Annotated in this window: 29 protein-coding genes; 13 read left to right on the plus strand and 16 right to left on the minus strand. The window is 70.1% G+C overall.

Annotated elements, in window-relative coordinates:
- Nucleotides 1-51 precede the first annotated feature (51 nt).
- From ACFQSB_RS22555 to ACFQSB_RS22570, 4 genes are all read right to left on the minus strand, one after another.
- Nucleotides 52-1269, minus strand: a complete 1218-nt coding sequence (locus ACFQSB_RS22555; RefSeq protein ID WP_380828875.1) for an ABC transporter permease — start codon at nucleotides 1267-1269, stop codon at nucleotides 52-54.
- Nucleotides 1266-1961 carry an ABC transporter ATP-binding protein gene (locus tag ACFQSB_RS22560; protein ID WP_380828876.1) on the minus strand — a complete coding sequence of 232 codons (696 nt, stop codon included), beginning with the start codon at nucleotides 1959-1961 and terminating at the stop codon, nucleotides 1266-1268. Before ACFQSB_RS22560 ends, ACFQSB_RS22555 begins: the two co-directional genes overlap by 4 nt.
- Nucleotides 1958-3154, minus strand: coding sequence for a peptidoglycan-binding protein (locus ACFQSB_RS22565; protein WP_380828877.1), 1197 nt, complete (start codon nucleotides 3152-3154; stop codon nucleotides 1958-1960). The genes ACFQSB_RS22560 and ACFQSB_RS22565 overlap by 4 nt, the downstream gene beginning before the upstream one ends.
- 77 nt (nucleotides 3155-3231) lie before the next feature.
- Entirely contained in the window at nucleotides 3232-3771 is a 540-nt protein-coding gene (locus ACFQSB_RS22570; RefSeq protein WP_380828878.1) for a hypothetical protein, read from the minus strand.
- A 122-nt stretch (nucleotides 3772-3893) separates the two neighbouring features.
- Here ACFQSB_RS22570 and ACFQSB_RS22575 point away from each other — a divergent pair, with 122 nt between their 5' ends.
- Both ACFQSB_RS22575 and ACFQSB_RS22580 read left to right on the plus strand, forming a co-directional pair.
- On the plus strand, nucleotides 3894-4544 hold the full coding sequence (locus ACFQSB_RS22575; RefSeq protein ID WP_354839861.1) for a response regulator transcription factor: 651 nt from the start codon (nucleotides 3894-3896) through the stop codon (nucleotides 4542-4544).
- Nucleotides 4541-5935, plus strand: coding sequence for a sensor histidine kinase (locus ACFQSB_RS22580; RefSeq protein ID WP_380828880.1), 1395 nt, complete (start codon nucleotides 4541-4543; stop codon nucleotides 5933-5935). Before ACFQSB_RS22575 ends, ACFQSB_RS22580 begins: the two co-directional genes overlap by 4 nt.
- Before the next feature lie 249 nt (nucleotides 5936-6184).
- Here ACFQSB_RS22580 and ACFQSB_RS22585 read toward each other — a convergent pair whose 3' ends face one another.
- The 3 genes from ACFQSB_RS22585 to ACFQSB_RS22595 all read right to left on the minus strand — a co-directional run bounded on the left by ACFQSB_RS22585 (nucleotide 6185) and on the right by ACFQSB_RS22595 (nucleotide 9167).
- Nucleotides 6185-7018 carry a WecB/TagA/CpsF family glycosyltransferase gene (locus ACFQSB_RS22585; RefSeq protein WP_380828882.1) on the minus strand — a complete coding sequence of 278 codons (834 nt, stop codon included), beginning with the start codon at nucleotides 7016-7018 and terminating at the stop codon, nucleotides 6185-6187.
- 110 nt (nucleotides 7019-7128) lie between these two features.
- Nucleotides 7129-8184: a glycosyltransferase family 2 protein gene (locus ACFQSB_RS22590; protein WP_380828883.1), complete on the minus strand. Its 1056-nt coding sequence runs from the start codon at nucleotides 8182-8184 to the stop codon at nucleotides 7129-7131.
- Nucleotides 8181-9167 carry a sulfotransferase gene (locus tag ACFQSB_RS22595; RefSeq protein ID WP_380828884.1) on the minus strand — a complete coding sequence of 329 codons (987 nt, stop codon included), beginning with the start codon at nucleotides 9165-9167 and terminating at the stop codon, nucleotides 8181-8183. The genes ACFQSB_RS22590 and ACFQSB_RS22595 overlap by 4 nt, the downstream gene beginning before the upstream one ends.
- 1119 nt (nucleotides 9168-10286) lie before the next feature.
- On the opposite strand from ACFQSB_RS22595, the gene ACFQSB_RS22600 reads away from it, so the two are divergent.
- Entirely contained in the window at nucleotides 10287-11183 is an 897-nt protein-coding gene (locus tag ACFQSB_RS22600; RefSeq protein WP_380828885.1) for a nitroreductase/quinone reductase family protein, read from the plus strand.
- Nucleotides 11184-11247: 64 nt separating this feature from the next.
- On the opposite strand, the gene ACFQSB_RS22605 is transcribed toward ACFQSB_RS22600, so the two are convergent.
- The 3 genes from ACFQSB_RS22605 to ACFQSB_RS22615 all read right to left on the minus strand — a co-directional run bounded on the left by ACFQSB_RS22605 (nucleotide 11248) and on the right by ACFQSB_RS22615 (nucleotide 13602).
- Nucleotides 11248-12387 (minus strand): LCP family protein, encoded by a 1140-nt coding sequence (locus ACFQSB_RS22605; protein ID WP_380828886.1) that lies wholly within the window; start codon nucleotides 12385-12387, stop codon nucleotides 11248-11250.
- Nucleotides 12375-12977: an RNA polymerase sigma factor gene (locus ACFQSB_RS22610; protein WP_354839842.1), complete on the minus strand. Its 603-nt coding sequence runs from the start codon at nucleotides 12975-12977 to the stop codon at nucleotides 12375-12377. The genes ACFQSB_RS22605 and ACFQSB_RS22610 overlap by 13 nt, the downstream gene beginning before the upstream one ends.
- 172 nt (nucleotides 12978-13149) lie before the next feature.
- Entirely contained in the window at nucleotides 13150-13602 is a 453-nt protein-coding gene (locus ACFQSB_RS22615; protein ID WP_354927542.1) for an Lrp/AsnC family transcriptional regulator, read from the minus strand.
- Between the two features lie 93 nt (nucleotides 13603-13695).
- On the opposite strand from ACFQSB_RS22615, the gene ACFQSB_RS22620 reads away from it, so the two are divergent.
- Together ACFQSB_RS22620 and ACFQSB_RS22625 are read left to right on the plus strand one after the other, a co-directional pair.
- Entirely contained in the window at nucleotides 13696-14556 is an 861-nt protein-coding gene (locus ACFQSB_RS22620) for an LLM class flavin-dependent oxidoreductase (protein WP_380828887.1), read from the plus strand.
- Between the two features lie 2 nt (nucleotides 14557-14558).
- A complete protein-coding gene (locus ACFQSB_RS22625) occupies nucleotides 14559-14987 on the plus strand; it encodes a nucleoside deaminase (protein ID WP_354839833.1) in 429 nt (142 codons plus the stop codon).
- Between the two features lie 189 nt (nucleotides 14988-15176).
- Here the strand turns inward: ACFQSB_RS22625 and ACFQSB_RS22630 are convergent, their stop codons facing one another.
- Both ACFQSB_RS22630 and ACFQSB_RS22635 read right to left on the minus strand, forming a co-directional pair.
- Nucleotides 15177-16349, minus strand: coding sequence for a Fic family protein (locus tag ACFQSB_RS22630; RefSeq protein WP_380828889.1), 1173 nt, complete (start codon nucleotides 16347-16349; stop codon nucleotides 15177-15179).
- 260 nt (nucleotides 16350-16609) lie between these two features.
- Nucleotides 16610-17518: a GNAT family N-acetyltransferase gene (locus ACFQSB_RS22635; RefSeq protein WP_380828890.1), complete on the minus strand. Its 909-nt coding sequence runs from the start codon at nucleotides 17516-17518 to the stop codon at nucleotides 16610-16612.
- A gap of 497 nt (nucleotides 17519-18015) precedes the next feature.
- Between ACFQSB_RS22635 and ACFQSB_RS22640 the strand changes: the two genes are divergently transcribed.
- Together ACFQSB_RS22640 and ACFQSB_RS22645 are read left to right on the plus strand one after the other, a co-directional pair.
- Nucleotides 18016-18504: a hypothetical protein gene (locus tag ACFQSB_RS22640; protein ID WP_380828891.1), complete on the plus strand. Its 489-nt coding sequence runs from the start codon at nucleotides 18016-18018 to the stop codon at nucleotides 18502-18504.
- A gap of 76 nt (nucleotides 18505-18580) precedes the next feature.
- Nucleotides 18581-18979, plus strand: a complete 399-nt coding sequence (locus ACFQSB_RS22645; protein ID WP_354927556.1) for a VOC family protein — start codon at nucleotides 18581-18583, stop codon at nucleotides 18977-18979.
- Nucleotides 18980-19226: 247 nt separating this feature from the next.
- Here the strand turns inward: ACFQSB_RS22645 and ACFQSB_RS22650 are convergent, their stop codons facing one another.
- Together ACFQSB_RS22650 and ACFQSB_RS22655 are read right to left on the minus strand one after the other, a co-directional pair.
- On the minus strand, nucleotides 19227-19439 hold the full coding sequence (locus tag ACFQSB_RS22650; protein ID WP_380828893.1) for a DUF397 domain-containing protein: 213 nt from the start codon (nucleotides 19437-19439) through the stop codon (nucleotides 19227-19229).
- Entirely contained in the window at nucleotides 19427-20263 is an 837-nt protein-coding gene (locus tag ACFQSB_RS22655; RefSeq protein WP_380828894.1) for a helix-turn-helix domain-containing protein, read from the minus strand. Before ACFQSB_RS22655 ends, ACFQSB_RS22650 begins: the two co-directional genes overlap by 13 nt.
- A gap of 236 nt (nucleotides 20264-20499) precedes the next feature.
- Between ACFQSB_RS22655 and ACFQSB_RS22660 the strand changes: the two genes are divergently transcribed.
- The 6 genes from ACFQSB_RS22660 (at nucleotide 20500) to ACFQSB_RS22685 (ending at nucleotide 23988) form a co-directional block, all read left to right on the plus strand.
- Complete coding sequence (locus tag ACFQSB_RS22660; protein ID WP_380828896.1) at nucleotides 20500-21042, plus strand: ATP-binding protein; 543 nt, start codon at nucleotides 20500-20502, stop codon at nucleotides 21040-21042.
- A 44-nt stretch (nucleotides 21043-21086) separates the two neighbouring features.
- The gene (locus tag ACFQSB_RS22665) at nucleotides 21087-21329 is read left to right on the plus strand and encodes a ribbon-helix-helix domain-containing protein (RefSeq protein WP_380828897.1); all 243 of its coding nucleotides are present in this window, start codon (nucleotides 21087-21089) and stop codon (nucleotides 21327-21329) included.
- Entirely contained in the window at nucleotides 21299-21742 is a 444-nt protein-coding gene (locus ACFQSB_RS22670) for a type II toxin-antitoxin system VapC family toxin (RefSeq protein ID WP_380828898.1), read from the plus strand. Before ACFQSB_RS22665 ends, ACFQSB_RS22670 begins: the two co-directional genes overlap by 31 nt.
- A 164-nt stretch (nucleotides 21743-21906) precedes the next feature.
- Nucleotides 21907-22242, plus strand: a complete 336-nt coding sequence (locus ACFQSB_RS22675; protein ID WP_380828899.1) for a YciI family protein — start codon at nucleotides 21907-21909, stop codon at nucleotides 22240-22242.
- Nucleotides 22239-23504, plus strand: a complete 1266-nt coding sequence (locus ACFQSB_RS22680) for an RNA polymerase sigma factor (protein ID WP_380828900.1) — start codon at nucleotides 22239-22241, stop codon at nucleotides 23502-23504. The genes ACFQSB_RS22675 and ACFQSB_RS22680 overlap by 4 nt, the downstream gene beginning before the upstream one ends.
- Complete coding sequence (locus tag ACFQSB_RS22685; protein ID WP_380828901.1) at nucleotides 23482-23988, plus strand: DinB family protein; 507 nt, start codon at nucleotides 23482-23484, stop codon at nucleotides 23986-23988. Before ACFQSB_RS22680 ends, ACFQSB_RS22685 begins: the two co-directional genes overlap by 23 nt.
- Before the next feature lie 23 nt (nucleotides 23989-24011).
- Here the strand turns inward: ACFQSB_RS22685 and ACFQSB_RS22690 are convergent, their stop codons facing one another.
- Nucleotides 24012-24173, minus strand: a complete 162-nt coding sequence (locus ACFQSB_RS22690) for a hypothetical protein (RefSeq protein WP_380828903.1) — start codon at nucleotides 24171-24173, stop codon at nucleotides 24012-24014.
- Between the two features lie 236 nt (nucleotides 24174-24409).
- Nucleotides 24410-25672, minus strand: coding sequence for a sulfate adenylyltransferase subunit CysN (cysN, locus tag ACFQSB_RS22695; RefSeq protein ID WP_354927572.1), 1263 nt, complete (start codon nucleotides 25670-25672; stop codon nucleotides 24410-24412).
- Nucleotides 25673-25690 lie beyond the last annotated feature (18 nt).

Raw genomic sequence — 25690 nt, forward strand, 5'->3', positions numbered from 1 at the left:
CAGACCATCACCAACGCCTCCGGCGAGAACAACCGGGCCGCGCGGACGGACTCAGACCATCACCAACGCCTCCGTCGGGGACAGCCGGGCCGCGCGGATCGCGGGGTAGAGCCCGGCCACGCCGCCGATGAGCACGGTGGCGGCGAGCGCGCCGGTCGTCGCCCACGCCGGCACGACGGTCGGCCAGCTCTGATAAGCGGCGTAGCCGGTGGTCACCGCGATGCCCAGGAGTACCCCGCCGATGCCGCCGAGCGCGGACAGCAGCAGCGACTCGGCGAGGAACTGTGTCCGGATCTGCCCTCGGGTGGCGCCGAGCGAACGGCGCAGGCCGATCTCGGACCGGCGCTCCAGCACCGAGATCACCATCGTGTTGGCGACCCCGACGCCTCCCACCAGCAGTGCCACCGCGCCGAGGCCGAGGAGCAGTCCGTTCAGGGTGGCGTTGGCCGCCCGGCTCGCGGCCAGGGCGTCCGAGGGCCGGGACACGCTGACGTCACCAGCCGCCTGCGGGTTGGCGGTGGCCGCCAGGACGGCGCGCACCGCCTCGACCTGACTGTCCTGCGACCGGGTGTAGACGGTGGTCGCCCGCCCGTCGAAGCGGAACAGGTCGGTGGCGGCCGGCCAGCCGATCAGGACGGCCGTGTCGAGCTCGGGTGCGAGCTTCACCTGGTCGAGCACGCCGATCACGGTGAACCGCTCGCCGCCGACCAGGATCATCGTCTCCGGCCCGGCCCGGCCGATGCCGAGCCGCCCGGCCGCGTCGGCGCCGAGCACCGCGGCCGGGTACCGGCCGGTGCCGCCGTTCAGCCAGACGCCGTTGCGCAGCGTCGCACCGACGGTCCCCGGCAGGCTCGCCCGGGCGGCCGACACGGTCAGCCCGCCGGTCTCCACCTTGGGGATCCTGTCCGAGCGGTACACCTTGGCGTCGCGGATCGCCCCGGTGGCGGAGACGGCGGTGACCGGTCCGATCCGCGCGATCATGGCCTCGGCCTCGGCGGGAAGCTTCGCCTCCTGACCGTCGAAGGTCTGGCCGGGGACGACCGTGAGCAGGTTCGTGCCGAGCGCGGCGAGCTGCCGTTCGAGCTGTTCCCGCGAGGAGGACGAGATGCCCACCACCGCCACCATCGCGGCGATGCCGATCGCGATGCCCAGCGCCGAGAGCAGTGCCCGGGTCGGCCGGTTGCGCAAGCCGGTCGCGCCGACCCGGACCACCTCACGCGGGGACAGCCGGGCGGGCGTGAGCCGGGGGCGGGTCTGCCGGCCCGTCATGACGTGGTCACTCCCGCCTCGTGCGGCATGGTGACGGTGTCGCCGACCATCCTGCCATCGCGCATCAGCACCTGCCGGTCCAGCCGGGCCGCGATGTCCAGGTCATGCGTGATGACCACGACCGTCGTGCCGGCGGCGTGCAGCTCCCGCAGCACGGCCATGATCCCTTCGCCCGAGGCGGAGTCGAGGTTGCCGGTCGGCTCATCGGCGAGCAGCAGCGCGGGGTCGCCGATCACCGCCCGGGCGATCGCCACCCGCTGCCTCTCACCGCCGGACAATTCATGCGGCTCGTGGTCGAGCCGGTGTCCGAGGCCCACCCGCTCCAGCGTCGCCCCGGCCCGCCGTCGCCGCTCCCTCAGGGCGACCCCGGCATAGAGCAGGCCGTCGGCCACGTTGTCCAGCGCCAGCACGCCCGAGGCCAGGTGGAACTGCTGGAACACGAAGCCGATGCGGGTCGCGCGCAGCGCCGACAACTGCCGGTCGGACAGCCGCGACACGTCGTGGCCGTCGACCACCACCCGGCCGGAAGTGGGCCGGTCGAGCGTGCCCAGCACGTGCAGCATGGTGGACTTACCCGAGCCGGACGGGCCGACCACCGCGACCAGCTCGCCGGCGCCGATGGTCAGGGTGACGCCGGCGAGCGCCCGCACACCGCCGGGGTACACCTTCGTCACGTCGGTCAGTTCGATCATCGCGGCATCCCCACGGTCGTGCCCTCGCGCAGCCCGTCGCCGGTGATCTCGACCCGGCCGTTCGCGAACAGGCCGGTCTTCACCTTGACGTAGCGCGTGGCGGATCCCTCGACCACCTCGACGCCGTAGCCGCCCTCGGCCAGCGCCACGAGCGCCGCGACGGGCACGGTGAGCACGTCCTCGCGCTCGGCCGCGGTGAAGACCACGCTGACCACGGCCACCTCGATCCCCGCGGCCGCCTTGGCATCGCGCAGCCCGATGATCGTCTCGATCGAGGTCTCCGCCTGCCCTCCGGAGCCGGTCGGCCGCAGGACCACCGTACGGACCCGCTCCACCCGGCCGGCGACCTTCCGGCCGTCGGGCATCTGGACCCGTACCCGGACCCCCTTGCGGGCCAGCCGCTGCTTGGACACCTCCAGCCGGGCGGTGACCTGGCGGCCGGTCCCGGTGTACCGCAGGACCTCCTGCCCGCCGCCGGTGGACCGGTTCACCCCCGCCGAGACGGCGTCGATCCGGATCCTGCCCGGGGCGAACACCACCCGCCCCAGCTCGACCTGGCCGGTCCGCGGCAGGCCGAGATCCTTCTGCCATCGCCGCACCGCGACCGAGGTGCTCCACGTGTAGGTCTTGTCCACCGTGAACCCGCCGTAGCCGAGCGTCTTGAGGTTGCGTTCGAGCTGCCGCACGTCCGCGCCGGTGACGCCTGGAGCGAGCGTCCGGTAGGCGGCGACGTCGCCGTACATGAGCACGACCGGTGTGTCGTCCACCCGGTAGATCCGCCGGCCCCTGGCGATGACGTCGCCGGGCAGAGGCATCTTGGTGACGACACCCGCGATCCGGCCGGCCAGGACGGTCTCGGCACGGTAGCCCAGATCACCTGGCACCTCGTCGGTGTCCAGCATCGTCATCCGGGTCACCTGGGCGGTGGCCGGCGGCAGGTTCGCCGCGGCCGGCGCACCCGTGCCGCCCCCGCCGCCGAACCCGCCGCCGCCGAATCCGACCGCGCCCGCGGTCGCCGCACCTGCCGCGAGCAGGACCGCGCCGAGCACCGCGACGGTCCCGCCGCGCCTCCGCCGGGCGGCGCGGTCTCTCACCGGCACGACGTCACCCGTCCCTTCTCCGTCATCCGTGCCTTCGCCGTCGCTCGCGCGTTCGCCGTCGCTCGCGGGCACGGCGTCGTCCGCCAGCGCCACATCGCCCGTCCGTTCTCTGTCACCCGCCGGCACCGCGTCGCCCGTCCGTTCTCTGTCGCTCGCCGGCGCCACGCCGCTCACGGGCTCTGCCGCGGGCTCGGCCGCGCCGACGCGGCCGCCGCGTCCTCCCGCGCGTCGCAGGTCTCCTTCGCCGCGGGGAACCGGGGGTCGTTCTCCACCGACGGTTCGATCTCGAAGTGACCGTCGGGCTCCGGATCAGGAAAGTCCGCCACCCCCTGCTCCCGCATGCACTGGGCGAGCACGCGCGACAGCCCCTGCTTCAACTGCCGCACGTCGGCCGGCAGGACGGGGCGGAGGCTCTCGCACGCCTGCTGTGCCTTCTCCAGCACGTTGCCGTCCACCGCGTCCTTGGCGAGCCCCTGGTAACGGATGCCGTCACCGTGATTGACCACCGGATCCGGCTGCGGCACCCCGTGCTCCCGCATGCACCGCGCCCACCTGATTCCCTGGTCCAGGAGGCTGAGGCTCGCCGTCGCCGTCGGCGCGGCCGAGCCGCCCGCCGAGGCGACGTGCTCGCCGTCGGCCGGTCGGGTACAGGCGGCCGTCGCCACCAGCAAGAGCGGTAGCAGGCAGCCGGCCAGTAATTGCGTTCTCATCGGTGTTCTCCTCTGGTCCTGTCGGCCCAGTGGAGCAGGACGCCGGCAACCCGGTCGTCACAGAGCGGGTAACACCGGTGTAATGCGCGATCGCGGATACTGCGGTCAGGGAGGGTGCAGGGGTGCGAGTGCTGCTCATCGAGGACGAAGTACTGCTGGCCGAACAGGTCGCCGACGGGCTACGGGATCAGGGCATCGCGGTCGACCTCGCGGCCGATGGGCTCGACGGCCTGCACAAGGCCGGCGCGAACCGGTACGACGTGATCGTGCTCGACCGTGACCTGCCGCTCGTCCACGGCGACCAGGTGTGCACCGCGTTGGCCGCGGGGGGCGCTGACGCCCGCGTCCTCATGCTCACCGCGGCGGGCGAGGCGGCGGACCGGGTCGCCGGCCTCATCCTCGGCGCCGACGACTACCTGGCCAAGCCGTTCGTCTTCGACGAGCTGGTGCTGCGGATACGCGCTCTGGCCCGCCGCGCCAACAACGCTCCACGGGTCCTGCGGCGCGCCGGCCTGACCTTCGACACCGCGCGGCGCGTCGTCACCCGCGACGGCCGGATCATCCCGCTGACCACCAAGGAACTGGCCGTGCTGGAGATCCTCATGAGCGCCGACGGAGGCATGGTCAGCGCCGAGAACCTGCTGGAACGGGCATGGGACGAGCACGCCGACCCCTTCACCGCGACCGTGCGGGTCACCATCGCCCGGCTGCGCCGCAAACTGGGCGACCCACCGCTGATCGAGACCGTCATCGGCGCAGGGTACCGGCTGTGAGGCGCCGCCGAAAGCACCCGTCGATCCGGCTGCGGCTGACCCTCGTCTACGCGGTCGTGCTCGTGGCGACCTGCGCGGCGCTCCTCGCGCTCAACTACGCCCTGCTCTACCAGAGCCTGTACACCGACAGCATCGGACGCCGCCCCTCGGCCGGGGCGACGGGCGACACTTCGGCCGGAGAAGACTCGCTGCTGAGGGACGAGAAGTCCAGCGCCGGCGACCCCGCGAGGTTCGACGAGATCAAGCAGAGCGGCCTCGACCGGCTGCGGGCCGACACGCTGCTGAAGAGCGCCGGAACCTCGGCGATCGCACTGGCGGTCACCGCCATGCTGGGACTCGGAGTTTCCTGGGTCGTCGCCGGGCGCATGCTCCGGCCGCTGCGGACGCTCACCGCCACGACCCGGCGGATCTCCCAGGACCGGCTGCACGAGCGCGTCGCGCTCACCGGACCGCGCGGTGAGCTCAAGGAACTGGCCGACACCTTCGACGAGATGGTGGCCAGGCTGGAAGCCTCGTTCAACAGCCAGCGGAGGTTCGTCGCCGACGCCTCGCACGAACTGCGCACCCCGCTCGCGATCGTCCGTACAGGTGCCGAGGTGCTGCTCGGCAAGCGGGAGAGCACGCCCGCCCAGTGGGAGGCCATGGCACACAACGCGCTGACCGCGGCCGGCCGGGCCGAACGGCTGCTGGACGGCCTGTTGGCACTGGCCCGCAGCGACAGCGGCGTCATCGCCCACGAGCCGTACGACCTGGCGGTGGCGGCGGCCGTCGCGGTGAGCGAGGCGGACGACGAGGCCGAGCGCGCCGGCCTGGACGTCACCACCGACCTGCGTCCCGCCCTGGTCGACGGCGACCCGGTCCTGCTCGAACGCCTGGTGCGCAACCTGGTGGACAACGCGATCCGGCACAACCGGGAAGGCGGCTGGGTCGAGGTCACCACCGGCCACGGCGCGGCCAACGGTCGTGAAGCGATCGACGGTCGTGAAGCGATCGACGGTCGTGAAGCGATCGACGGTCGCGACGTGGCCGATGGACGCGGCATGGTCGACGGTCGTGACGTGACCTATGGACGCGGCATGGCCGATGATCGCGACATTGCCGACGATCGGGGCGCGGCCGGCGGGGTAGCGGTGGTCACGGTGCGCAACAGTGGCGAGGTGATCCCTCCCGCGGAGGTCGACCGGCTGTTCGAGCCGTTCCAGCGGCTGGCGTCCGGCCGCGCCGCGGGCTCCCGGTCGACCGGTCTGGGCCTGGCCATCGTCAGGTCCATCGTGCACGCGCACGGCGGCACGGTGACGGCGGCGCCGAACGCCGAGGGCAGCGGACTGGCCGTCACCGTCACGCTGCCGGCATCGACCCGGGCTGAAGGGGAGGCGGCCCGGCGAAGGTGAGGGCCACCGCACCAGCGGCCGGGCCACGCAGCCCAAGGATCAGCGTTGGCCATCCGCGAACAGATCGAGAACACACGATCCATCGCACCGCCGGTTGATGTGGCCCCGCTCGCCTTCCAAGCCGCGCCAGAGCATGTACCGCAGATGATCACGGTGATCGCGTTAGATGATCCCTCGTGGTCAGGCGTGGTGACCCACCATCGGAGCCCTGACGCGTCGGCTCCGCCACCTCGAATCGTCAGACGCGTTCTAGCGGTCTGGCCTGAGCCTGCGGGCGGCGTGCCGGAGGAGGCACGAAGTGAGCAGGCGCAGCGCGAAGGGGAGATCGTCGACCAGGTAACGGCGGGCGAGCCGGCCGGGCTCGGCAGCCAGGCGGAACAGCCATTCGAGGCCGGAGCGCCGCATCCACTCGGGCGCCCGCCGCACCGCCCCGGCGGCGAACCCGATGGCCGAGCCGCAGCCGACGAACCACGTGTGGGGGAGGTCGGCGCGGAGCAGGCCGATAAGGCGATCTTGCTTGGGGAAGCCCAGACCCACGAACACCAGGTCGGGACGGGCTCGCAGCAACGCCTCCCGCACGGCGGCGAGCCCTTCCGCCGAGGTCTCGAACCCGAACGGAGGCGACACCACCCCGGCGACGCGCAGCCCCGGATGACGGTCGCTCAGCACCTCGGCGGCGCGTACGGCGACGCCGGGAAGCCCTCCGACGAGGTAGACCGACAGCCCGGCGGACGCGGCCGCCGCCGACAGCGACCAGATCAGATCGGCCCCGGTGATGCGCTCGGGCACCGGGGTGCCCAGCAGCTTGGACGCCCAGACCAGCGGCATGCCGTCCGGCACGGCGAGGTCGGCGCCCTCGACGATGGCCCGCACCTCGGGGTCGCGGGAGCAGGCCCGGCAGATGTCGACGTTCGGGGTCACGACGTGCCCGCCCCGCCCCTGCCGCAGGGCCGTGACGACATGCTCGACCACCTGCTCCTCGGTGAGCGTGTCGACCGTGACCCCCGCCACCGTGACCCGCGCCCGGCCGCCGAGCCCCGCGCCAACGGCACCGCCGACGGCTCCGGCGGCCCCTGAGGACATGGCGGTTTCCGCCGAACCGGCGGCTCCCGCGATGGCCACCGAACCGGGGCCTCCGGCGGCGTCCGCGATGTCTGCGGCAAGAGGGTGACCGGGAAGTGTGCGGGGCGTCATCAGATGCCGTGCCCTCGGGTGTGCAGCAGGCCGAGCATGGTCTGCGCGGGGACCAGGCCGGAGGCGACCGCGAGGGCTATGGGGACGCGCGGCTCGCCCCGGCGGGCGGCGAACGCGCGGCGCGCCCACCGCCATGCGGCCGCACGGCGTCCGAGCGCCGCGTGGTGGAAGGCGAGCTGGCCGTAGATGCGCGCGGCTCCGCGCGGGTCGGCGGCCAGGTAAGGATGACGGGCGAGCATCCATTCCAGGCCGGCGATGCGGTCGGCCCACCGTGTCGCGTACGCGGAACCGCCCCAGCGGACCCGTACCAGGGGCCGGTCGACGTAGGCGATCGGGTGGCGGCCGACGGCGCGCAGGGCGAGGTCCCAGTCTTCGTTCTGCCCGCCGGGGGCGCTCTCGTCCGGCCAGATCGAGCCGCGCCTGAACAGGAAGGTCGAGGAGTGCACCATCACCATGCGGGAGCGGGTGAGATGCCGCCTGGTCACCTGGTCGGTGCCGGCGAGGCGGACGACGCGGCGCGAACCGTACTCGACCTCGATGGCGCACCCGGCGAACTCGGCGTCCGGGTCGGCGTCGAGCGCCGCGAGCTGGGCGGTCAGCTTGCCGGGAAGCCACACGTCGTCGTCGTCGCAGAAGGCCACCAGATCGGTGTCCAACGCGGCGATGCCGGTGTTACGGGCCCCAGGCAGCCCAGGACTCAACCGATTGGCCACCACCCCGACCGCACCACTATCCGATCCCGACAGCGCAAGATCCGGCCGATTGACCACGACTCGGACCGCACCACGGTCACCCGCCCCCGGAACCCCAGGACCCGGCCGATCAACCGCCACCTGGACCGCATCCTCGGCGGCCTGGGCCGTGCACGGCGTCGCTTGGGGTGCGCCGTCGGACAGTTGTCGGGCGACCGCCCGCACCTGAGCGGGACCGTCGACGACCACGATGACGTCCGCGGCCTCGGGGCGGGTCTGCGCCAGCACGGAGGCCACCGCCGCGCGGAGCAGCCGGGGCCGGTCACCGCGGGTGGGGACGACCACGCCGACCGACGGGCTCATCGGCACTCCTGGGCGGTGACGCCGGTGGTGAGCCACGGGCCGGCCGCGGGCTCGGGCACGGGCTCCGCGGCATGCCGATCGCGTACGCGGTAGCCGTACTGGAGCATGAGCGGCCAGGTCAGCGCGGTGACGAGCCATCGGTGACGCCAGGCCAGGTGGTCACTCCAGGAGTCGTCCCTCGCGAGTTGGAGCGGGCCGGCCCTGAAGCGCATGGGGTTGCCGGCGCAGGTGTGGGACTTGGACAGTTCGGCGAGCCCAGGACGCAGGAAGGGCAGGTCGCCCCCGTCCAGCCGCAGATCGGCGAGCAACGCGCCCAGCACTGAGCGCGGATCGGCCAGCAGGTCTTCGTACCTGACGCGGATCACCCTGCCGCCGCGCCGCGCGAGCAGCTCGAAGGCGAGGTTCTGCACGACCCAGTGAAGGGAGGTGCGCCACGGCCGCCAGCGGGTCATGCGGGCGCCGTTCTCGGGCCTGCTCACCCGCCGGTCCCACGAGTGCGCGACCGCCCGGGGATCGCGGACGAGGTGCACCACGCTGAGATCGACGACCGGGGAGGTGCTCAGGCAGAAAGCGAGCGAGGCGTGCTTGCTGGAGTCGACCACGACCGGGGCGGCGGCGACCTGCGCGGCCGCCTCGTAGACGCGCGTGTAGGCCCGGGTGTACCCGCTGAGACCGACCCGGCAGCGGCGGCGAGCCAGCGCGGGGATGTGTCGCGTGCGGTCGACCCGGCGCCGCAGGGTCAGCACTCGATCGGCCAGGCCTGGGGACCACCCGCCGAACGCGCGCAGGCCGACCCTCCGCCAGAACGCGCACGAGGTGAACGGCTCACCGCATCCGCAGGGCTCGCGCGAGCACACACCGCGTTCCCACAGATGAACGACCTCGCCGAGCGGCGTGACGCCGGGCATCTCGCCGAGCAGCCGCTCGAGCAGCGTCGTCCCACTGCGCCCCAGCCCACCGATGAAGACCACACGAACAGCCACTGCGACGGACCCCCGATGGACGGCCATTACACAACGTGCACAGATTAGCGCGCACAGTAATCATGGCGTGCCGAAACAGTAAAGGATCTACCTCCTTTTCCCGCCGTCCACCATGTCCTCCCTAAGGCCACACGGCGGAAGCCACGACAGCGTCCGCCCAGGCCGATCGGCCCGCCATCGCACATCGGCCCCACACCGCCATTCCCTGTGGACAGCTCGACGGCGCCGCCGCGGCTACGGGATGAGGGTGCGGCCGGCCCGGGCATCGCGTGCCCCACGTCACACCGCATCCCACATGGACACCTTGACGGCGCCGCGGCGGCGAACTGGAAGTGCGGTGAGCCCGGTATCGCGCGCGCCACATCAGCGTCACACCGCATCCCACATGGACACCTTGACGGCGCCGCGGCGGCCGGATGGGGGTGCGGTGAGGCCGACGCCGGTGGGCGGTGGGGATGTGGGCCATGGTGCTTGTGCCGGTGTGAGATTGATGGTGGGGGTTGACAGGGTTTGCGGGGACGGCCTGTAATGATCCGCGTGTCGTTGTGACGTCGACCGTGAAGGCGACGGGCAGGACGGCACCCGACCTATAGGGGATGATGTCGTGAGTTCTTACTCCACAGGCCGCGCCTGATCATCGCGTCGCGCCCGCGCGTCGTCCCCTCCTCCGGTGGCACAAGCTCCCTCCGGCGGTCCAGAGCCGTTTCCGGCGGCACAGAACTCCTTTGGGTGGCACAAACCCGCCTCCCTCGGAGAGTCGCCCTCGCTTCTGACCGCCCGGTGACGGATGCGCCGCTCCGGCGGCCCGACCACGCGCGGTGACGTCACGCCGTTCCACCCCCAGTACGGCCACAGCAGTGCGCCGCGTGCCGACGCGGTTCCGCACGTCCGCTCCACCGTCGTCCGGTGTCCTCCCAGCACGGGCGTACGGCGGCGCGTCGCGCGTGGATCCGCCCCAGGCCCGCCGGACACCGGCCGTTCACCCATCACCGCGGCGCGACCGCAGACCAGAAGTCGTCGGGCCGCAGCCGCGGACCGTAGACCACCGCGGCGCGACCGCGGACGAGTAATCGCCGCGGCGCGTCCGCGGACCCGAACACGCCAGGAGCAGATCTGACCATGCCCGAAAACTGGAACCAAAAGATCATCGATGAGTTCCGCGCCAACCGCGGGAAAGTGGGCGCCCCCTTCGAGGACGCGCGGCTCCTCCTGCTGACCACGACAGGGGCCAGAACCGGAGCCCGTCATACGACCCCGGTCGCCTACCTGCCGGACCGCGAGCGGCTGGTCATCATCGCCTCGGCCGCCGGCAGTCCGAAGCATCCCGACTGGTACCACAACCTCCTCGCCCATCCACGGGTCACCGTCGAGAACGGGATCTTCACCTACGAGGCGGACGCGGTCGTCCTGGAAGGGGAGGAACGCGAGGAGATCTTCGCCCGCGCCACCGAGGCGGACCCGGGATGGGCCGCCTACCAGGCCAAGACCTCCCGGATCATCCCGGTCGTCGCCCTGCGCCCCCTCGGCCCGCCTCCCCCCTCCGGCGCGCCGGGCGACTTCCTCAAGGCCGTCCACGACGCCTTCCGGCGGGAGCTCGCGCTCATCCGCAAGGAGGTCGCCGCGTCGGGCCGGAGCCTCGGGGCGCAGTTGCGCGTCAACTGCCTGACCGTCTGCCAGGGGCTCCACCACCACCACCTGATGGAGGACACCTACATGCTCCCCACCCTCGGCGAGCGGCATCCGGAGCTCGCCTCGCCTCTGGCGCGGCTGCGCGAGGAGCACGAGACGATCAAGCGGCTGCTGGACGAGCTGCAGAGCCTGCTCTCGGGCGAGGGGTCCGCTCCCGGCACCGCCGTCGGCACCGCTCCTGGCACCGTTCCCGGCACCGCTATTGCCACCGCCCCCGACACCGCCTCCGTGCTCGCCGACGTGGAACGGCTCACCGCCGAACTGGAAGCCCACCTGGACTACGAGGAGGAGCACCTCATCCCCGTTCTGAACGGCGTCGCCCCCTGACCGATCCCCCGCCGGAGTCCGCCGCCCCGGAGGCCGGTCCGGGGTGGCGGTTCGCCGGATTCGTCTAGTCCGTTCTGAGCTGGGCGAACAGGCGGGCGGCGTCCGGCTGGAGCCATTCGAGGCGGTTGCGGTCGGCAGGGTAGGGACGTACCGGCATGATCATGATCCGGACGGAGCCGGCGCCGTTCGCCCGAACGCCCTGCATGATCGTGAGGAAGGTGTCGAAGTCCATGTCGACGTCGGTGGTGAAGGCCCTCCGCGCGGCCTGGAACAGCGGTAGCAGCTTGTCCGGTTCGTCGACGCTGGCCAGCACCCGGTCCAGCAGAGGACTCAGGAGCGCCTGCTGCCGTCGAATTCGCGAGATGTCGGACCCGTCGCCGAGCGCGTAACGGGTCCGCACGTACGCCAGCGCCTGCTCGCCTCTGAGCAACTGCCGGCCGGCGGGCAGGTCGAGCTTGGACTTGGGGTCCTTCACCGCCGTGGGCAGCGTGACCTCCACCCCGCCGAGCGCGTCGATCATGTCCTTGAACCCGGAGAAGCGCATCTCCACCGCGTGGTCGACGCGGACCCCGGTGGTGCTCTCGACGGTCTTCCAGGCGCAGCTCAGTCCCCCGGCGGCGAACGCCTGGTTGATCATGTCCGTGCGTGCGGGGATGTCCTGACCGGACCGCGACCGGCACGCCGGAATGCGGACCATGGAGTCCCGGGGCAGGCTGATCACCTGGACCTTCTTACGGTCCGCCGCCACGTGCACCAGCATCATGACGTCGCTCCGCTCGCCGAGGGAGCCGGCGGGCATGCCCTTCGGCCCCGGCCGCTGGTCGGAGCCCACGACGAGCACGTTGAGCGCGCCGCCGCCCGGCTTCGCGGGCCGGTCCCAGGTCGGCGCGGACACGGTCGTCCCGGCGGGCGTGGCGCCGCGGAGCAGCACCGTGGGCACGATCACCAGCGCGGCGGTGACGGCGGCGGCCCCCGCGAGCGCCACCCACCCCGCCCCGCGCCGTGGCCGTGCGAGTGCCGCCCATCGCTCGCGCCGTCCGAAGGGGGCCCGGTCAGGGGTGGCGCCCGTGGGGGCCCGATCGGAGGACGTCTCGGAGGCGGCGGCGATCACATCGAGGAGCCGGCGGCGTTGCCCGGCCAGCGTCGCAGGGGGCTCGTGTTCCAGGTCGCGGCCGAAGTCGCGCAGCACCCTCAGCTCGTCCATCGGTCCTCCTCCTGCTCGTGCATGGGGTTGGTGTCGCCGAGGACGGCGCGCACCTTGCGCCTGGCCCGGTTGAGGCGCGAGCGGACCGTGCCGATCGGGATGCCGAGCGCGTGGGCGACCTCCTCGTACGACAGGTCCCCCCAGGCGATCAGCAGGAGGACGTCACGGTCGCCCTGGGACAGCCCCGCGAGCGCCGGGGCCAGCACCGACCTGGACGCTCTCGCGGTCACCTCGCTCGCGACCTGCTCGGCGTGACCCTCCACGACGGCGTCCACGGGATTGCGCATCAGGGCGCGGTAGCGGGCCGCCTCGGCGCGGTGGTGCCGGGACACCAGCTTGGTGACGATGCCGAACAGCCAGGGCCGCGCGTCGGGATAAGCCAGGTCATAGTGGTCCCGGCGGCCGAACGCTATGAGGAACGTCTCGCCCACCAGGTCCTCGGCGACCTCGGGGCCGAGCCGGCGGGAGACGTACCGGTAGAGCATCGCGGCGTAGCGGTCGAACAGCGTCGCGAACGCCTCCGGTCGTCCTCTGGACTCGGCGATCAGGTCCGAGTCCAGGACGCTCCTTGCGGTGGGGGGTGCGGTCATCGTCGGCACCATGGCATCGAGCCGGCCTTCCCGTGGGGGATGTGTCGCCCATGTCTCTCCACAACCCCCGGGACGAGTTCACGCCCCGTCCCGCGAGCGCACGTCCCGCCGCCGGAACCCCCGGTCCGAGCGCACGTCCCACCGCCGGCACCGCCCGTTTCGCGAGGCGAACCTAGGAACCGGGCGTCCGTGGGCCCCGGTACGGCAGGGTGTGGCTGTAGACGATGTTCGTCGTGGTGCTGCCGAAGCCGGCCAGCTCGTCGACGACCTTCTCCATGTGGACCATGGAGGTGGCCGCGACCTTCAGCGTGTAGCAGTCCTCGCCGGTGGTGCGCAGGCACTCCAGGATCTCCGGGCGTTCCGCCAGCATCCGGTGCAGCGGCTCGTGACGGCTGCCGGGGTACTTCAGGCGCACCACGGCCAGCACGGCGAGGCCGACCTTCGGCAGGTCGATTTCGGCCCGGTATCCGGTGATGACGCCCTCGGCCTCCAGCCGCCGCACCCGCTCGGTCACGGCGGAGGCGCTCAGGCTCACCCGGCGCCCCAGCTCGGTGAGCGGTACGCGGCCGTCGCGCTGGAGCTCGGCCAGGATGGACCAGTCGGTCGCATCAAGATTCACGGCCATTCGCCGAATATACCGGCACATATCCCGGCTGAACGGCTCCAACGCCGGGAACAGTCCCTTCCTGCGATCATGGCGGCTGGCTAGCCTTAAGCTGTGCGAATAGGCGTGAACGTCCCGAATTTCGGCCCCGGCACCAACCCCGGAACGCTACGGCAGTGGGCACAGACCGTCGAGGGCCTCGGCTTCGACCTGCTCATGGTCTCCGACCACCTCGTGGTGACGCCGGACGTCGCCGAGCAGTACCCGCCGCCGTTCTACGAGCCGTTCACCACGCTGGCGTGGCTGGCCGGCATCACCCACCGGATCCGGCTGGGCACGACGGTGCTGCTGCTCCCCTACCGCCACCCGCTGCTGACCGCCCGCATGGCCGCCAACCTCAACCAGCTCAGCGGCGGACGGCTGGTCCTCGGGGTGGGGGTCGGCTGGGCCCGGCAGGAGTTCGCCGCCCTCGACGTGCCCTACGAGCGGCGCGGCGCGCTGACCGACGAGAACCTGCGCGCCATCCGCGCCGCCTGGGAGAACGAGGAGGACTACCAGGCGGCGGGCATCCCCATCTGGGTCGGCGGCAACAGCGACGCCGGTATGCGCCGGGCCGTCCGCTTCGGCGAGGCGTGGCACCCGTTGCGCTTCACCATGCCATGGCTGCGCGGGGCGCTGGAACGCATTCGGGAGTTCGCCCGCGAGCAGGGACGTCCGGTTCCCGAGCTGGTGCCGCGCATCGCTCTTCAGGTCACCGACATGCCCGTCGCCTCCCCCGACCGTCTCGCAGGCGTGGGAACCGCCGACCAGATCGACGAGGACCTTCGCGAACTGCGCGACCTGGGCGCCACCACCGTCGTCCTCGACCCGTTCGACGGCGACCCCGACGAGACCCTGCGCCCCGAGCGGGCCTGGCACGCCCTCGCGACCGTGGCGAGCCGGTGGACCACGACCGAACAGACCGTGGAGGACTGACCATGACACACCAGGACGAAGAACTGCTGCGCCGGGCCATCGAGCTGGCCGCCAAGGCACGCGCCGGCGGCAACCCGCCGTTCGGATCGCTGCTGGCAGGCCCGGACGGCGCCATCCTGGCCGAGGACCACAACACCTCCCTCACCGACCGGGACATCACCGCCCACCCGGAGCTCAAGCTCGCCCGCTGGGCCGCCCGCGAGCTCGACCCGGCAACGGCGGCGGCCACCACGATGTACACCAGCTGCCAGCCCTGCGGCATGTGCGCCGGCGCGATCGCCCGCTCGGGCCTGGGCCGGGTCGTCTACGCCCTGTCCGGCGAGCAGCTCGACACCCTCAAGCCGCCCGGCACCGCCTTCACCGACGCCCCCGCCGAAGGCCCCGCCCTCTTCGACGAGGCCCGCGTCCCGGTGGAGGGCTACTACCGCTAGCGCACCCCTTGTCGAAGGCCGTAGCTCCGCTCGCCTGAGTGGCACGCCCCTTCAACCTCGCCCAATTGGACTGAGCGGCCGTGTCGGCAATCGCTCTGCGTCAGAGTGAAGACGCCCCGGACGGGGGGCGTCCGCCGACATGCCGCGAGACATCACGACTCGGCGCGATAGGGCTGAGTCGGATGAGACTCAGGGGGCTTCCGCAAGTCGCGGTCGCATCCAAGGGTAGGGATCACTGAGCGGCTTCCGTCTTGCTCGCCGACCCTGCTGTATTTGCTGGAGTGGCTCGCCGGCTGTGTAATAACGCCCTCTTCCATTGCCGTGTGGTATAAGGAGTCCGGAGCCAGCGAGGGCTGCCAGGTCACGGGTAGCAGTCTGCTCCTCAACACCCGTACGCTTCAGATAGCCCGCCCGCCGCACCCGATAGCCCAAGACAGCTTCAAACATCGGCTCGATCGCGCGTTCGGGAAGCGCGTGCTCCGAGATGAGGGCGTCGAGTTCGATCCATGTAGTTCCAGCCTCTTCAACTCGCTGAGCCACCGTCTGAGCTTGCATGTGATGGGCGCGGAGGTTGAAGGAGATCCAAAGATGTGCATCGTCGCGTGGCTGCCATGAGCCCTGACCGGTGAGAGCAAGGGCAGCGTAGTAGTCTTCAGTGTTCGCTCCAAGCCACTCTTCGATGCTAGAGAACTCAGGCTCGCCGATGTCTGACCTCGTCAGTACAGATGTTGCGAGGGCGCGAGCCATACGCCCGTTCCCGTCGCGAAATGGATGAATCATTACTAGATTCAAATGTGCCATCGCCGACCGTACGACGGGATCGATGTCCGAATTGGAGTGAAGGCTTTCGACGAGTGCATCCATGAGTGCCGACACGTCGTCCGCATCGGGGCCTTCGTAGACCACCATATCCGAGCGCTCATCATGCACGAATACCGGGCCTTTGCGATAGCGGCCGGGTGACTTAGTTGGATCATGACGTAGCATCATGTAATGCATTGCGCGAATCTCGGTAGCGTCGAAGGTTGAGTAGTCATCTTCGCCCATTGCGAGCACATAGCCCAGAGCGTGACGATAACCCTGAATTTCAAGAAAAGTGCGCTCATCGGCACTGATCGGTTCCTCGTCATCGAGAGCGGCTGCGGCATCATCCTCGGCGACTTGATAGCCTTCGATACTGTTTGATCCTCTGATAGCGCGAGCAAGCGCAGATCGACGCAAGCCGCCCTCCCAACGCTTTGGGGTCTTCAGCACGTGCCGAAGCTGCTTGCGCATCTGATGGATCTCGGCCAGCACCGCGCGGTCCTCAGTGGTCAGGGAAGGCGTTGCATAGATCGCGCGATGTTGCGAAGAAGACTTCATGTAGACATCCTACGCCCGCGATGACTGCATGAACTAAACAAGCAGTCAAACTGCTTCGACGAAGATCGCTTGCGAGGGGCTGGCCATGCCTGTCTGAACTCACTGTCCGTAAGCTCCCGTCTGAGCGTCGATCCATCCGCCCGCTCTGAGCTCTGCTGGACGGCCCGTCGGCAGGTGATTCACCACCCGCCGCCTGGTCAGCCCGCCGCTTCCGTAGCGCCGACGCTCGTGCCGGCCGGGTGACCGGCCGGCACGATGTGTCACCCATCGGCCGGGCGGCCGGCCTCCTCGATCACCTCGAGGGACATGTAGAGGCGGGTGCCTTCGGGGCGGAAGCCGACGCGTTCGTAGACGCGGCGCGAGCCGTCACCGGAGTACTCCAGCCACACCGACCGCGCCCCGCGGGCGAACATGGTCTCGGCCAGCGCGGCGGTGACCGCGGCCGCGATGCCTCGGCCACGGAAGGCGGGACGGGTCCCCACGCCCGCCAGCTCGGCGGTCCCCTCGGCCGGCGCGGAGCACATGGCCGCGCCGGCGCAGCCGCCCTCGGACGCCCGGACGAACCGCACCGCCCCGCCATCGTCCTCGGTACGACGCAGCCGCGCAGCCCCCTCCGGAGACGACGCGAACACGCCGCTGAACGCCTCGGCCAACGCCGCGTCGATCGCCCTGTACTCCGCGTCCGTATCGGGACTCTCCACACGGAACCATCCGTACTGCGCGTCTGCCGACGTGGCCGCGGATGCGGTTCCCGATGCCGAGGCGGATGCCGACGTGGATGCGGATGATGTGGATGCCGAAGCGGACGTGGACGTCGACGCGGATGCGAGCTCACCGAGTGCCGGCGGCATCGTCAGCGTGGCCGGGGTGCAGACCAGGTACTCGTGGACCTCCTCCACGGTGAATCCAGCCTCGCTCAGCGCGGACTCCACGGCGGGCGCGGCGTCCGGCGCGAACTCCAGCCGCGGCTTGAGACCGCGCTCACGGAACGCGCCAACCAAGGCGGCGACGTCCCGGCCGGTGGGCCGAGCACCGGGCAACGGGGTCGCGTAGTTGATGAATGGGCTGGTGGTGCTGGGGTCGACCCCCACGACGAAGCCACCGACCTCCACGACCACGGGACGGCGGCGGAGGTTGGCGACGGCGAAACTCTGGACGTTGGTGCCCACGGTGATGATGACCTCACGTAGATGACATGGTGAAGCGCGCTCCCGCGATCGGGAGCCGCATGCTTTGTCAGACCCGGCCTCGGGCCGGGGCCATCTCCGCACAAGGAGATGGAGCGGTGTCGGACACCGCACGTGGGGCCGCCGCAAGACGGACGCGGACACTGAAGGTGCTCTTGGCAGAGAACCCGATCAGCGCCGACGGCGGCCACTAAGGCTCGCCGAAACCATGGACTTCATTCCTCACCGTGTACCTGCACATCCCAACGCGTCCGACCCTCCCACGCCCTCTCGCGCCCGCGCAACCGGAATTCCGGGCGCAGGGGCAGGGGTGCCCACAGGGCCTCGGACGGGACATCTCACCGCATGCCATCGATCACGGCGAACACCTCCCCACAGACCTCTCCGGCTCCTTGTCAGCCATCTGCTGTAGCCCGGGAACGTGCACCGATTCCGTGATCAGCCGGTTGGGACCTGTGGGGTTTTGATACACAACTGCCATGGAGATGCAGGTCTGGGCTTCGCTGTTCGGTGTGATCTTAGGCGGGCTGCTGTCGTATCTGGCTCAGTTCACCACCGTGCGACTTGCCGCCAGGAACGAGGAGAAGCGGCAAGCGGCTCAGCGGGCCGAGGCTCGACGCTCGGAGCGGCTGGAACTGCTGCGCGAGTTCATCGCGATCACGCAGGCAGGTATTCGCATCGCCGAGGAGCGAGATCAGGCCCCCGACTGGGATGCCGCCGGAACGCCTGAATGGTTCGCGGCGGCCCGGAACATCATCGACCGTCTCTGGGTGGCCGAGCGGATGATCGAGGTCCTGTTCAGCCCTCAGATGTACCAGCTCGCTCGGGCTTACGCGAGTGCGGTGGACCACGTCCTATGGCGCCTGCCTGAGCAGATCGCGGCCGAGGGTTCGATGTGGGACCACCTCAGAGGTCCGCAGCATGAGTTCCTGGCCGGGGCCCGCACAGATGTGGGTTCGCTCCCGTGACGCGACCCGGAGGCGCGCCGGTCGGCTTGAGCGGCCCCAATAGACTGATCCACCGTCCGCACTGTCTGGGGGAGTTATGACCAGTAGGTTCACCGAGTTGGTCGTCGACTGCCACGATCCGGAGCGGCTCGCGGCCTTCTGGTGCGCGGTGCTGGACTTCAAGGTGATCGACCGGAGCGACGGCACGGTCGAGATCGGCTCCTGGGAGCCGACCGTCGAGGAGGTCCGGGCCCGTCAGATGCCGCCCACCCTGCTGTTCATCCCGGTGCCCGAGGGCAAGACCGTGAAGAACCGGCTCCACCTCGACGTCAGCCCGATCGACCGCAGTACCGACGACGAGGTGGCCAGGCTGCTCGGCCTCGGCGCCTCCAAGGTGGACGTGGGACAGGGCCCCGACCGGAGCTGGGTGGTCATGGCCGACCCCGAGGGCAACGAGTTCGACGTCCTGCGCACCCTGCACCGTCCAACCACGTGATCGGCCCCAAGGGTCAGCGGTCGTAGCTGAGCCATACGCCTGTGTCCTGTCGGCACCAACGACCGCCCGCCTGTGTCGTGTCGGGCACCAACGACTGCCGCCTGCGCCAGGGACTGACAATGGGGGTGGGCAGCCACACCTGGACCACCCACCTGCATGCCGGGCGGGGCCGTCCAATCCGGTCACGGCTCGGCCCGTTCAGTGTTCGCCGTCCACCTCCGCTCCTGTACCTGCTATTCGATCGAGGTCAGGCGGAGTGCTGGGTCTGCACGTGGTCGAGGAAGACGCTCCACTCCAAGGGGCTGACGATGATGGGTACCCGGGAGTGGTCCTTGCTGTCGCGCACACCGCGCCGTCCACTGGACAACCGAGCCACCTCGACGCAGTTGCTTCCATCACTCCCAGAGAAAGAAGACTTACGCCAGTCGGCTCCAGCGAGTTCGTTGGTCACGTCGTCCATCTCCGCACCGCCTCCTTGATCATGCTCAGCGAGTCCTGCCGCGACAGGGCGTCTGCTCGGATCACGTCGTATCTGAATGCTAGAGCTTCGACTTCTTCCGATCGATCGCTTACCCGATCTTCCCTGCTTTGGGAGTCGATATAGGCGACGGGAGAAGTTCCCCTTTGCATGTCGGCGATGACGAAGCCACCAAGTAGCCCGACCACGCTGTGCGCCCTATAGGGAAGCACCTGCAGTGAGATTCGCGAAGTCTGCGCCACGCCGAGAAGGTGCTCGAACTGGCCCCTCATGGTTTCATGCGCCGCGATGGGGCGATGGAGGACACCTTCATCAAGGACGACCCAGAGCATTGGCGGCATCGGCCGTCTTAGGATGCTTTGCCGATCAAGTCGCGCTGCGACTTGCTCCTCAGTCTGTTCGGCGGTGGTACCTGGCTCGCGGCTCAGAATGGCTCGGGCGTAGTCCTCGGTCTGGAGGAGACCGGGGACCATGAGCGGCTCCCACATCCGCAGGGTCTCGGCTTCGCGTTCGTAGTCGAGCCAGGGGCGGAACCAGCGGGGTAGTTGGGCGGCGGCGCGGTTGAGGCGGTCGAGGAGGCCGGTGAGGGTGGCGCCGAGCCCGAGGGCCTCGTCCACGTGTTGCGCCAAATCCATGGTCGGCGCTCGATGCCCGTTCTCGATCATGCTGAGCTGGCTGACCGACAGGTGGATCACATCGCATAGTTGCCGCTGAGTGAACCCGGCGGAAAGTCGGAATTTGCGTAGCTCTGTACCGAACTGAATGCGCGGGGATATGGACGGATCCGGTGCCAGGGGGATGGTCATCGCCGGGTTCCCTTCTGTCCGCCTGGTAACAGCTCCAGGCCATCATGCAGGGAGTTCGCGAAGTACCGCGAGGAGGTTCACGCGATTGTGAACACAATGCGAACCCCGAAGCGCCATTACCGTCTCCCATTGTTTGCCACCGTATGAGAACCGCCCCGGCTTCATGGCGGCGCCTCGGCCGGCCCGGCCGAGAGAAATGAGAATTCCGTCGGACCGACCGGGCGAAAGGCATGTCAATGGCGCCGGATACGCTGAAAGAGCTGTACCTCCCGAGCACCCCGGAGTCGGCTTCGCAGGCCCGTTCCGCCGTCCGGGACTGGCTCGGAACGGAGCACCCGGCCTACGAGCCGGTACGCCTGGCCGTCTCCGAACTCGTCACCAACGCCGTCCGCCACGCCGCCGGTCCTAACAACGACCGGTCGTACGACCAGGACGGCCAAGACGGCCACGCCCCATGCCTGCTCCTTCGACTGCTGGCGGACGGGGACCTGCTCCGGGTCGAGGTGACGGACGGAGGCCCGTCCACCACGCGTCCTCGGGTCAGAGTGGAGCAGGCGTTGCTCCTGGCGGAGCGCACTCAGGTGGAGCCGTCGTTCCTTCTCGGTGAAGGCGGCCGGGGCCTGGCCATCGTCGACATGCTGTCGGCGGGGAACTGGGGCTTCCGTTCCAACCCCGACGGCCCCGGCTGCACCGTCTGGTGCGAGATCACGACCGAGGCGCTCTCACCTGACACGTCGTGCTACGAGATCTCCACTCCCGCACATGATGATGCACCTTGAGTTATCGATGGTGAACGATCAGTGAGATAGGTACGCTGGCATACATGAAACGCACTACCGTGAAGCTTCCAGAAGATCTTGATGCCCGGGTGCGGCACGAGGCCGAACGGCGTGGCATGACGGTCTCCGAATGGACCCGTGAAGCCATTACGGCTCACCTGCCCGGAGACGGTCGTCGTCGGCTACTCGCGGCCGGAGCAGGCCACAGCGGAGAAGACGACATCTCCGAACGAATTCATGAGATCCTCGACCGCGAGTGGGTGCGTCGTCAACGGGAGGCGTCATAAGCGCGCTTGTCGTCGACGCGGGACCGTTGTACGCCTACGTGGATACAGATGACAGGCATCACAAGGAGTGCCTCACCCTCCTCGAGTCCCATCCTGGTCCCCTGATCGTCCCCACGCTAGTGGTGGCAGAAGCGGCTTACCTCATCTCAACCCGTCTCGGCGCTGAAGCGGAAGTGAAGTTCCTAGGAGACTTCGCTCGAGGCGTTTTCGCGGTACAGCCGGTGCATCCATCCGACTGGTTGCGGATGGCGGAGCTCGTCTCCACCTACCGAGATCTCCCTCTCGGCACATCGGATGCCTCGGTGCTCATGTGTGCCGAGCGACTGGGGATCACCGAGGTCGCTACCCTGGACCGTCGCCACTTCACCGTTGTCCGTCCCCGTCATGCGACAGCTATGACACTGCTGCCATAGCGAACGGCGACTCGAAGACCGCCAGATCTTCCACCAAGGAGCCCGGTCCGGACCGCCGCCCATCGCGAGAGGTTTTTTTGACGAATTGGGTGTGTACCGGTTGTCCGGATCTGATTCGGTCGTTCGTCATCAGGGTGCGAGCAACCGAACCAGGGAGCGATGAGATGAAGTACATGATGTTCGTCTGCACCGATACCGAGCCTGACACCGACAAGGAGAACGAGCCCGACATCGACGTGTGGGTGGAGGAGAACGACGCGAAGGGCCGGCGCCTGCAAGGTATGGCGCTGGCTCCCACGTCCACCGCCACCACGGTCCGGGTGCGCAACGGGGAGCTGCTGGTCTCCGACGGTCCCTTCGCCGAGACCCAGGAGGTGATCGTGGGCTTCGACCTGCTGGAGTGCGCCGACCTCGACGAGGCGATCGAGGTGGCCCGCGCCCACCCCATGGCCAGGGAGGGACGGCTGGAGCTGCGGCCGTTCGCCGACTTCGAGCAGTGACGAGTCGCCCTGACGGGTCCCCGGCGGAGGCGGCCGCCGCGGCGGCGGCCGTCGACGCCTACCCGCGCATCGTGGCCGCGCTGATCCGCGTCATCGGTGACTGGACGCTGGCCGAGGACTGCGCCCAGGAGGCGCTGGCGCTGGCCCTGCAGCGGTGGCCCGTGAACGGAGTGCCGGACAATCCGGGCGGCTGGCTCATGACGGTGGCCCGCAACCGCGCGATCGACACCCTGCGGCGCGCGTCGGTGGAGCGCCGCAAGTTGCGGGAGCTGGCGGTCTTCGCGCTCACCACCGATGACGGGGGTGCTCCTGCCTCGCAAGCGGAGGACACGATCGTGGACGACCGGCTCCGGCTCATCTTCACCTGCTGCCACCCGGCGCTGTCGATGGAGGCGCGGGTGGCGCTGACCCTGCGGACGATCTGCGCCGTGCCGACCGCCGACATCGCCCGCGTCTTCCTGGTGAGCGAGTCGACCATGACCCGCCGCCTGACCAGGGCGAAAGCGAAGATCGCCGGTGCGGGCATCCCGTACCGGGTGCCCACCGGGCGCGCGCTCGCCGAGCGGCTGCCCGGCGTCCTCGCGGTGCTGTACCTGCTGTTCACCCGCGGCTACACCGCCGGCGGCGAGCCCGCCTTCGCCGAGGAGGCGATCCGGCTGGCGCGGCTGCTGCGGCTGCTCATGCCGCGCGAGCCCGAGGTGGCCGGCCTGCTGGCCCTGTTCCTGTTCCACCACTCCCGGCGCGACGCCCGCCGCGACGCCGAGGGGAACCTGCTCTCCTTGGACAAGCAGGACCGGTCGCTGTGGGACCACGCCGCGATCGCCGACGGCCTGGACATCCTGGCCGGGCTCGGCCAGGACGGCCCGTACGCGCTGCAGGCGCACATCGCCGCGCGCCATGCCACGGCGGAGTCGTTCTCCGGCACCGACTGGCCGGCGATCGCCCGCTGCTACGACCGGCTGGCCGGGTTGCAACCCACCCCCGTGGTGGAACTGAACCGAGCCGTGGCGCACGGCTACGCCTACGGTCCGGCGACCGGGCTGGATCTGCTGGCCCGCGCCCGCTCCGGCGGCGCGCTGGACGACTATCCGCTCGCGGTCGCCGCGGAGGCCGATCTCACCGCCCGTGACGGCGACCACGCCCGGGCCGCCACCTTGTTCCGGCGGGCCGCCACCGCCGTCCACGGCGAGCCGGAGCGCCGGGCCCTGCTCGACCGCGCCGATGAGGAGGATGACAAGCATGCCGCGAACGGCTCCCACTGAGACCGAGGTCCTGCTCGACGCCCTGAACGATCAACGACGCCACGTGCTGGGGATCCTGGAAAGGCTCGGCGAGAAGGACCTGCGGCGGCCGGTGCTGCCGTCGGGATGGAGTTGCCTGGGCCTGGTGCGGCATCTGGCACTGGACGTGGAGCGATTCTGGTTCAGGGCCGTCATCGCCGGAGACCCGGCCGTCATCGACGCGCTCGACCCGTCCGACGACGCCTGGCAGGTCGATGTGGACGTGCCCGCCGAGGAGATCCTCGCCCTCTATCGGCGGGAGATCGAGGCCGCCGACGCCGTGCTCGGCACCACGCCGCTGGACGCCCCGCCGGCCTGGTGGCCTGGGGACCTGTTCGGCGACTGGCGCCTCCACACGACGCGGGAGGTCGTGATGCACGTCATCACCGAGACAGCCTGCCACGCCGGCCACCTCGACGCGGCCCGCGAGCTCATAGACGGCCGCACCTGGCTCGTCCTGACCTGAGCCGGTCCGGCACCGCCCCCGGCTCACCCCGACCGGGCGTCAGCGGCGGCGGAGGGATCAGCGACGTCGGAGGCGTGAGCCGCGTCGGGGACGCCGATCAGCTCTCGTAGTTCTGTGGAGGCGACCAGGTCGGCGGTGTGCTGAACGGGGGTTCCCGGACCGGGGTCGTGGTGTTCGTCGTCCATCGGTGCACCTCTCGAATCGCGAGCCGTCATACCAGGCGACGACACAGACCACGCGAATTCGACAGGAAGCCACGGACGAACGTCCGGAAGATCGGCCGCCCGGCGGCGAACACGCCGCCGGGCGACCATCACCGGACGCGAAACAGAGCCGCGAGAACGCGCCGGCGGACCTCACCGGCCCACGAGGGCGCGAGCGGGCAGCGGCCCGCATGACGCGATCGGTCCGCGCGGACGCCTCAGCGGGCGTCGACGATCATGCCGGCGCCGACGGTGCCGTTGGTGGCCTCGTCGATCAGGATGAAACCGCCGGTCATGCGGTTCCTGGCGTAGTCGTCCACGAAGAGCGGCTGGGTGACCCGCAGCGAGACCCGGCCGATCTCGTTGAGGCCGAGCGAGCCTGCCGACTCGTCCCGGTGCAGGGTGTTGACGTCCAGCCGGTAGTGCAGGTCGCGCACCAGCGCGCGGGCCGTGCGGGTGGTGTGCTTGATGACCAGCTTGGAGCGCGGGCCGAGCTTGAGGCCGTCGGTCATCCAGCAGACCATCGCGTCGATGTCCTGGGCCACCTGCGGCTGGTTGTGCGGGCGGCAGATCATGTCGCCCCGCGAGATGTCGATGTCGTCCTCCAGGCGGAGGGTGACCGACATGGGGGGAAAGGCCTCCTCGATGGGGCCGTCGAAGGTGTCGATGGCCGCCACGCGGGTGGTCAGACCCGACGGCAGGTGCATGACCTCGTCGCCCGGCTTGAGGATGCCGCCCGCGACCTGGCCGGCGTACCCGCGGTAGTCGTGGAACGCCGGGTCGGTGGCGCGCTGGGGGCGGATCACGTACTGCACGGGGAACCGCACGTCGACCAGGTTGCGGTCGGAGGCGATGTGCAGGTTCTCCAGGTGGTGCAGCAGCGAGGTGCCCTGGTACCACGGCATGTTCTCCGACCGCGTGACGACGTTGTCGCCGTGCAGCGCCGAGATCGGGATGAAGGTGAGGTCGGCGACGTTCAGCTTGGCCGCGAAGGCGGTGAACTCCTCGCGGATCTCCTCGAAGCGGTCGCGCCCGTAGTCGACCAGGTCCATCTTGTTGACCGCCAGCACCAGGTGGGGCACCCGCAGCAGCGTGGTGAGGAAGGCGTGGCGGCGCGACTGCTCGACCACGCCCTTGCGCGCGTCGATGAGCACGATGGCCAGGTCGGCGGTGGACGCGCCGGTGACCATGTTGCGGGTGTACTGGATGTGGCCGGGGGTGTCGGCGATGATGAACTTGCGCTTGGGCGTGGCAAAGTAGCGGTAGGCCACGTCGATGGTGATGCCCTGCTCGCGCTCGGCGCGCAGGCCGTCGGTGAGCAGCGACAGGTCGGTGTACTCGGTGCCGCGGTCGCGGCTGGTGCGCTCGACGGCCTCCAGCTGGTCCTCGAAGATCGCCTTGGAGTCGAAGAGCAGGCGCCCGATGAGGGTGGACTTGCCGTCGTCCACCGAGCCCGCCGTGGCGAAACGCAGGATGTCCATCAGAACTGCTCTCCATCG

Source organism: Sphaerisporangium rhizosphaerae, assembly GCF_042665155.1.
GTDB classification, from domain to species: Bacteria; Actinomycetota; Actinomycetes; order Streptosporangiales; family Streptosporangiaceae; genus Sphaerisporangium; species Sphaerisporangium rhizosphaerae.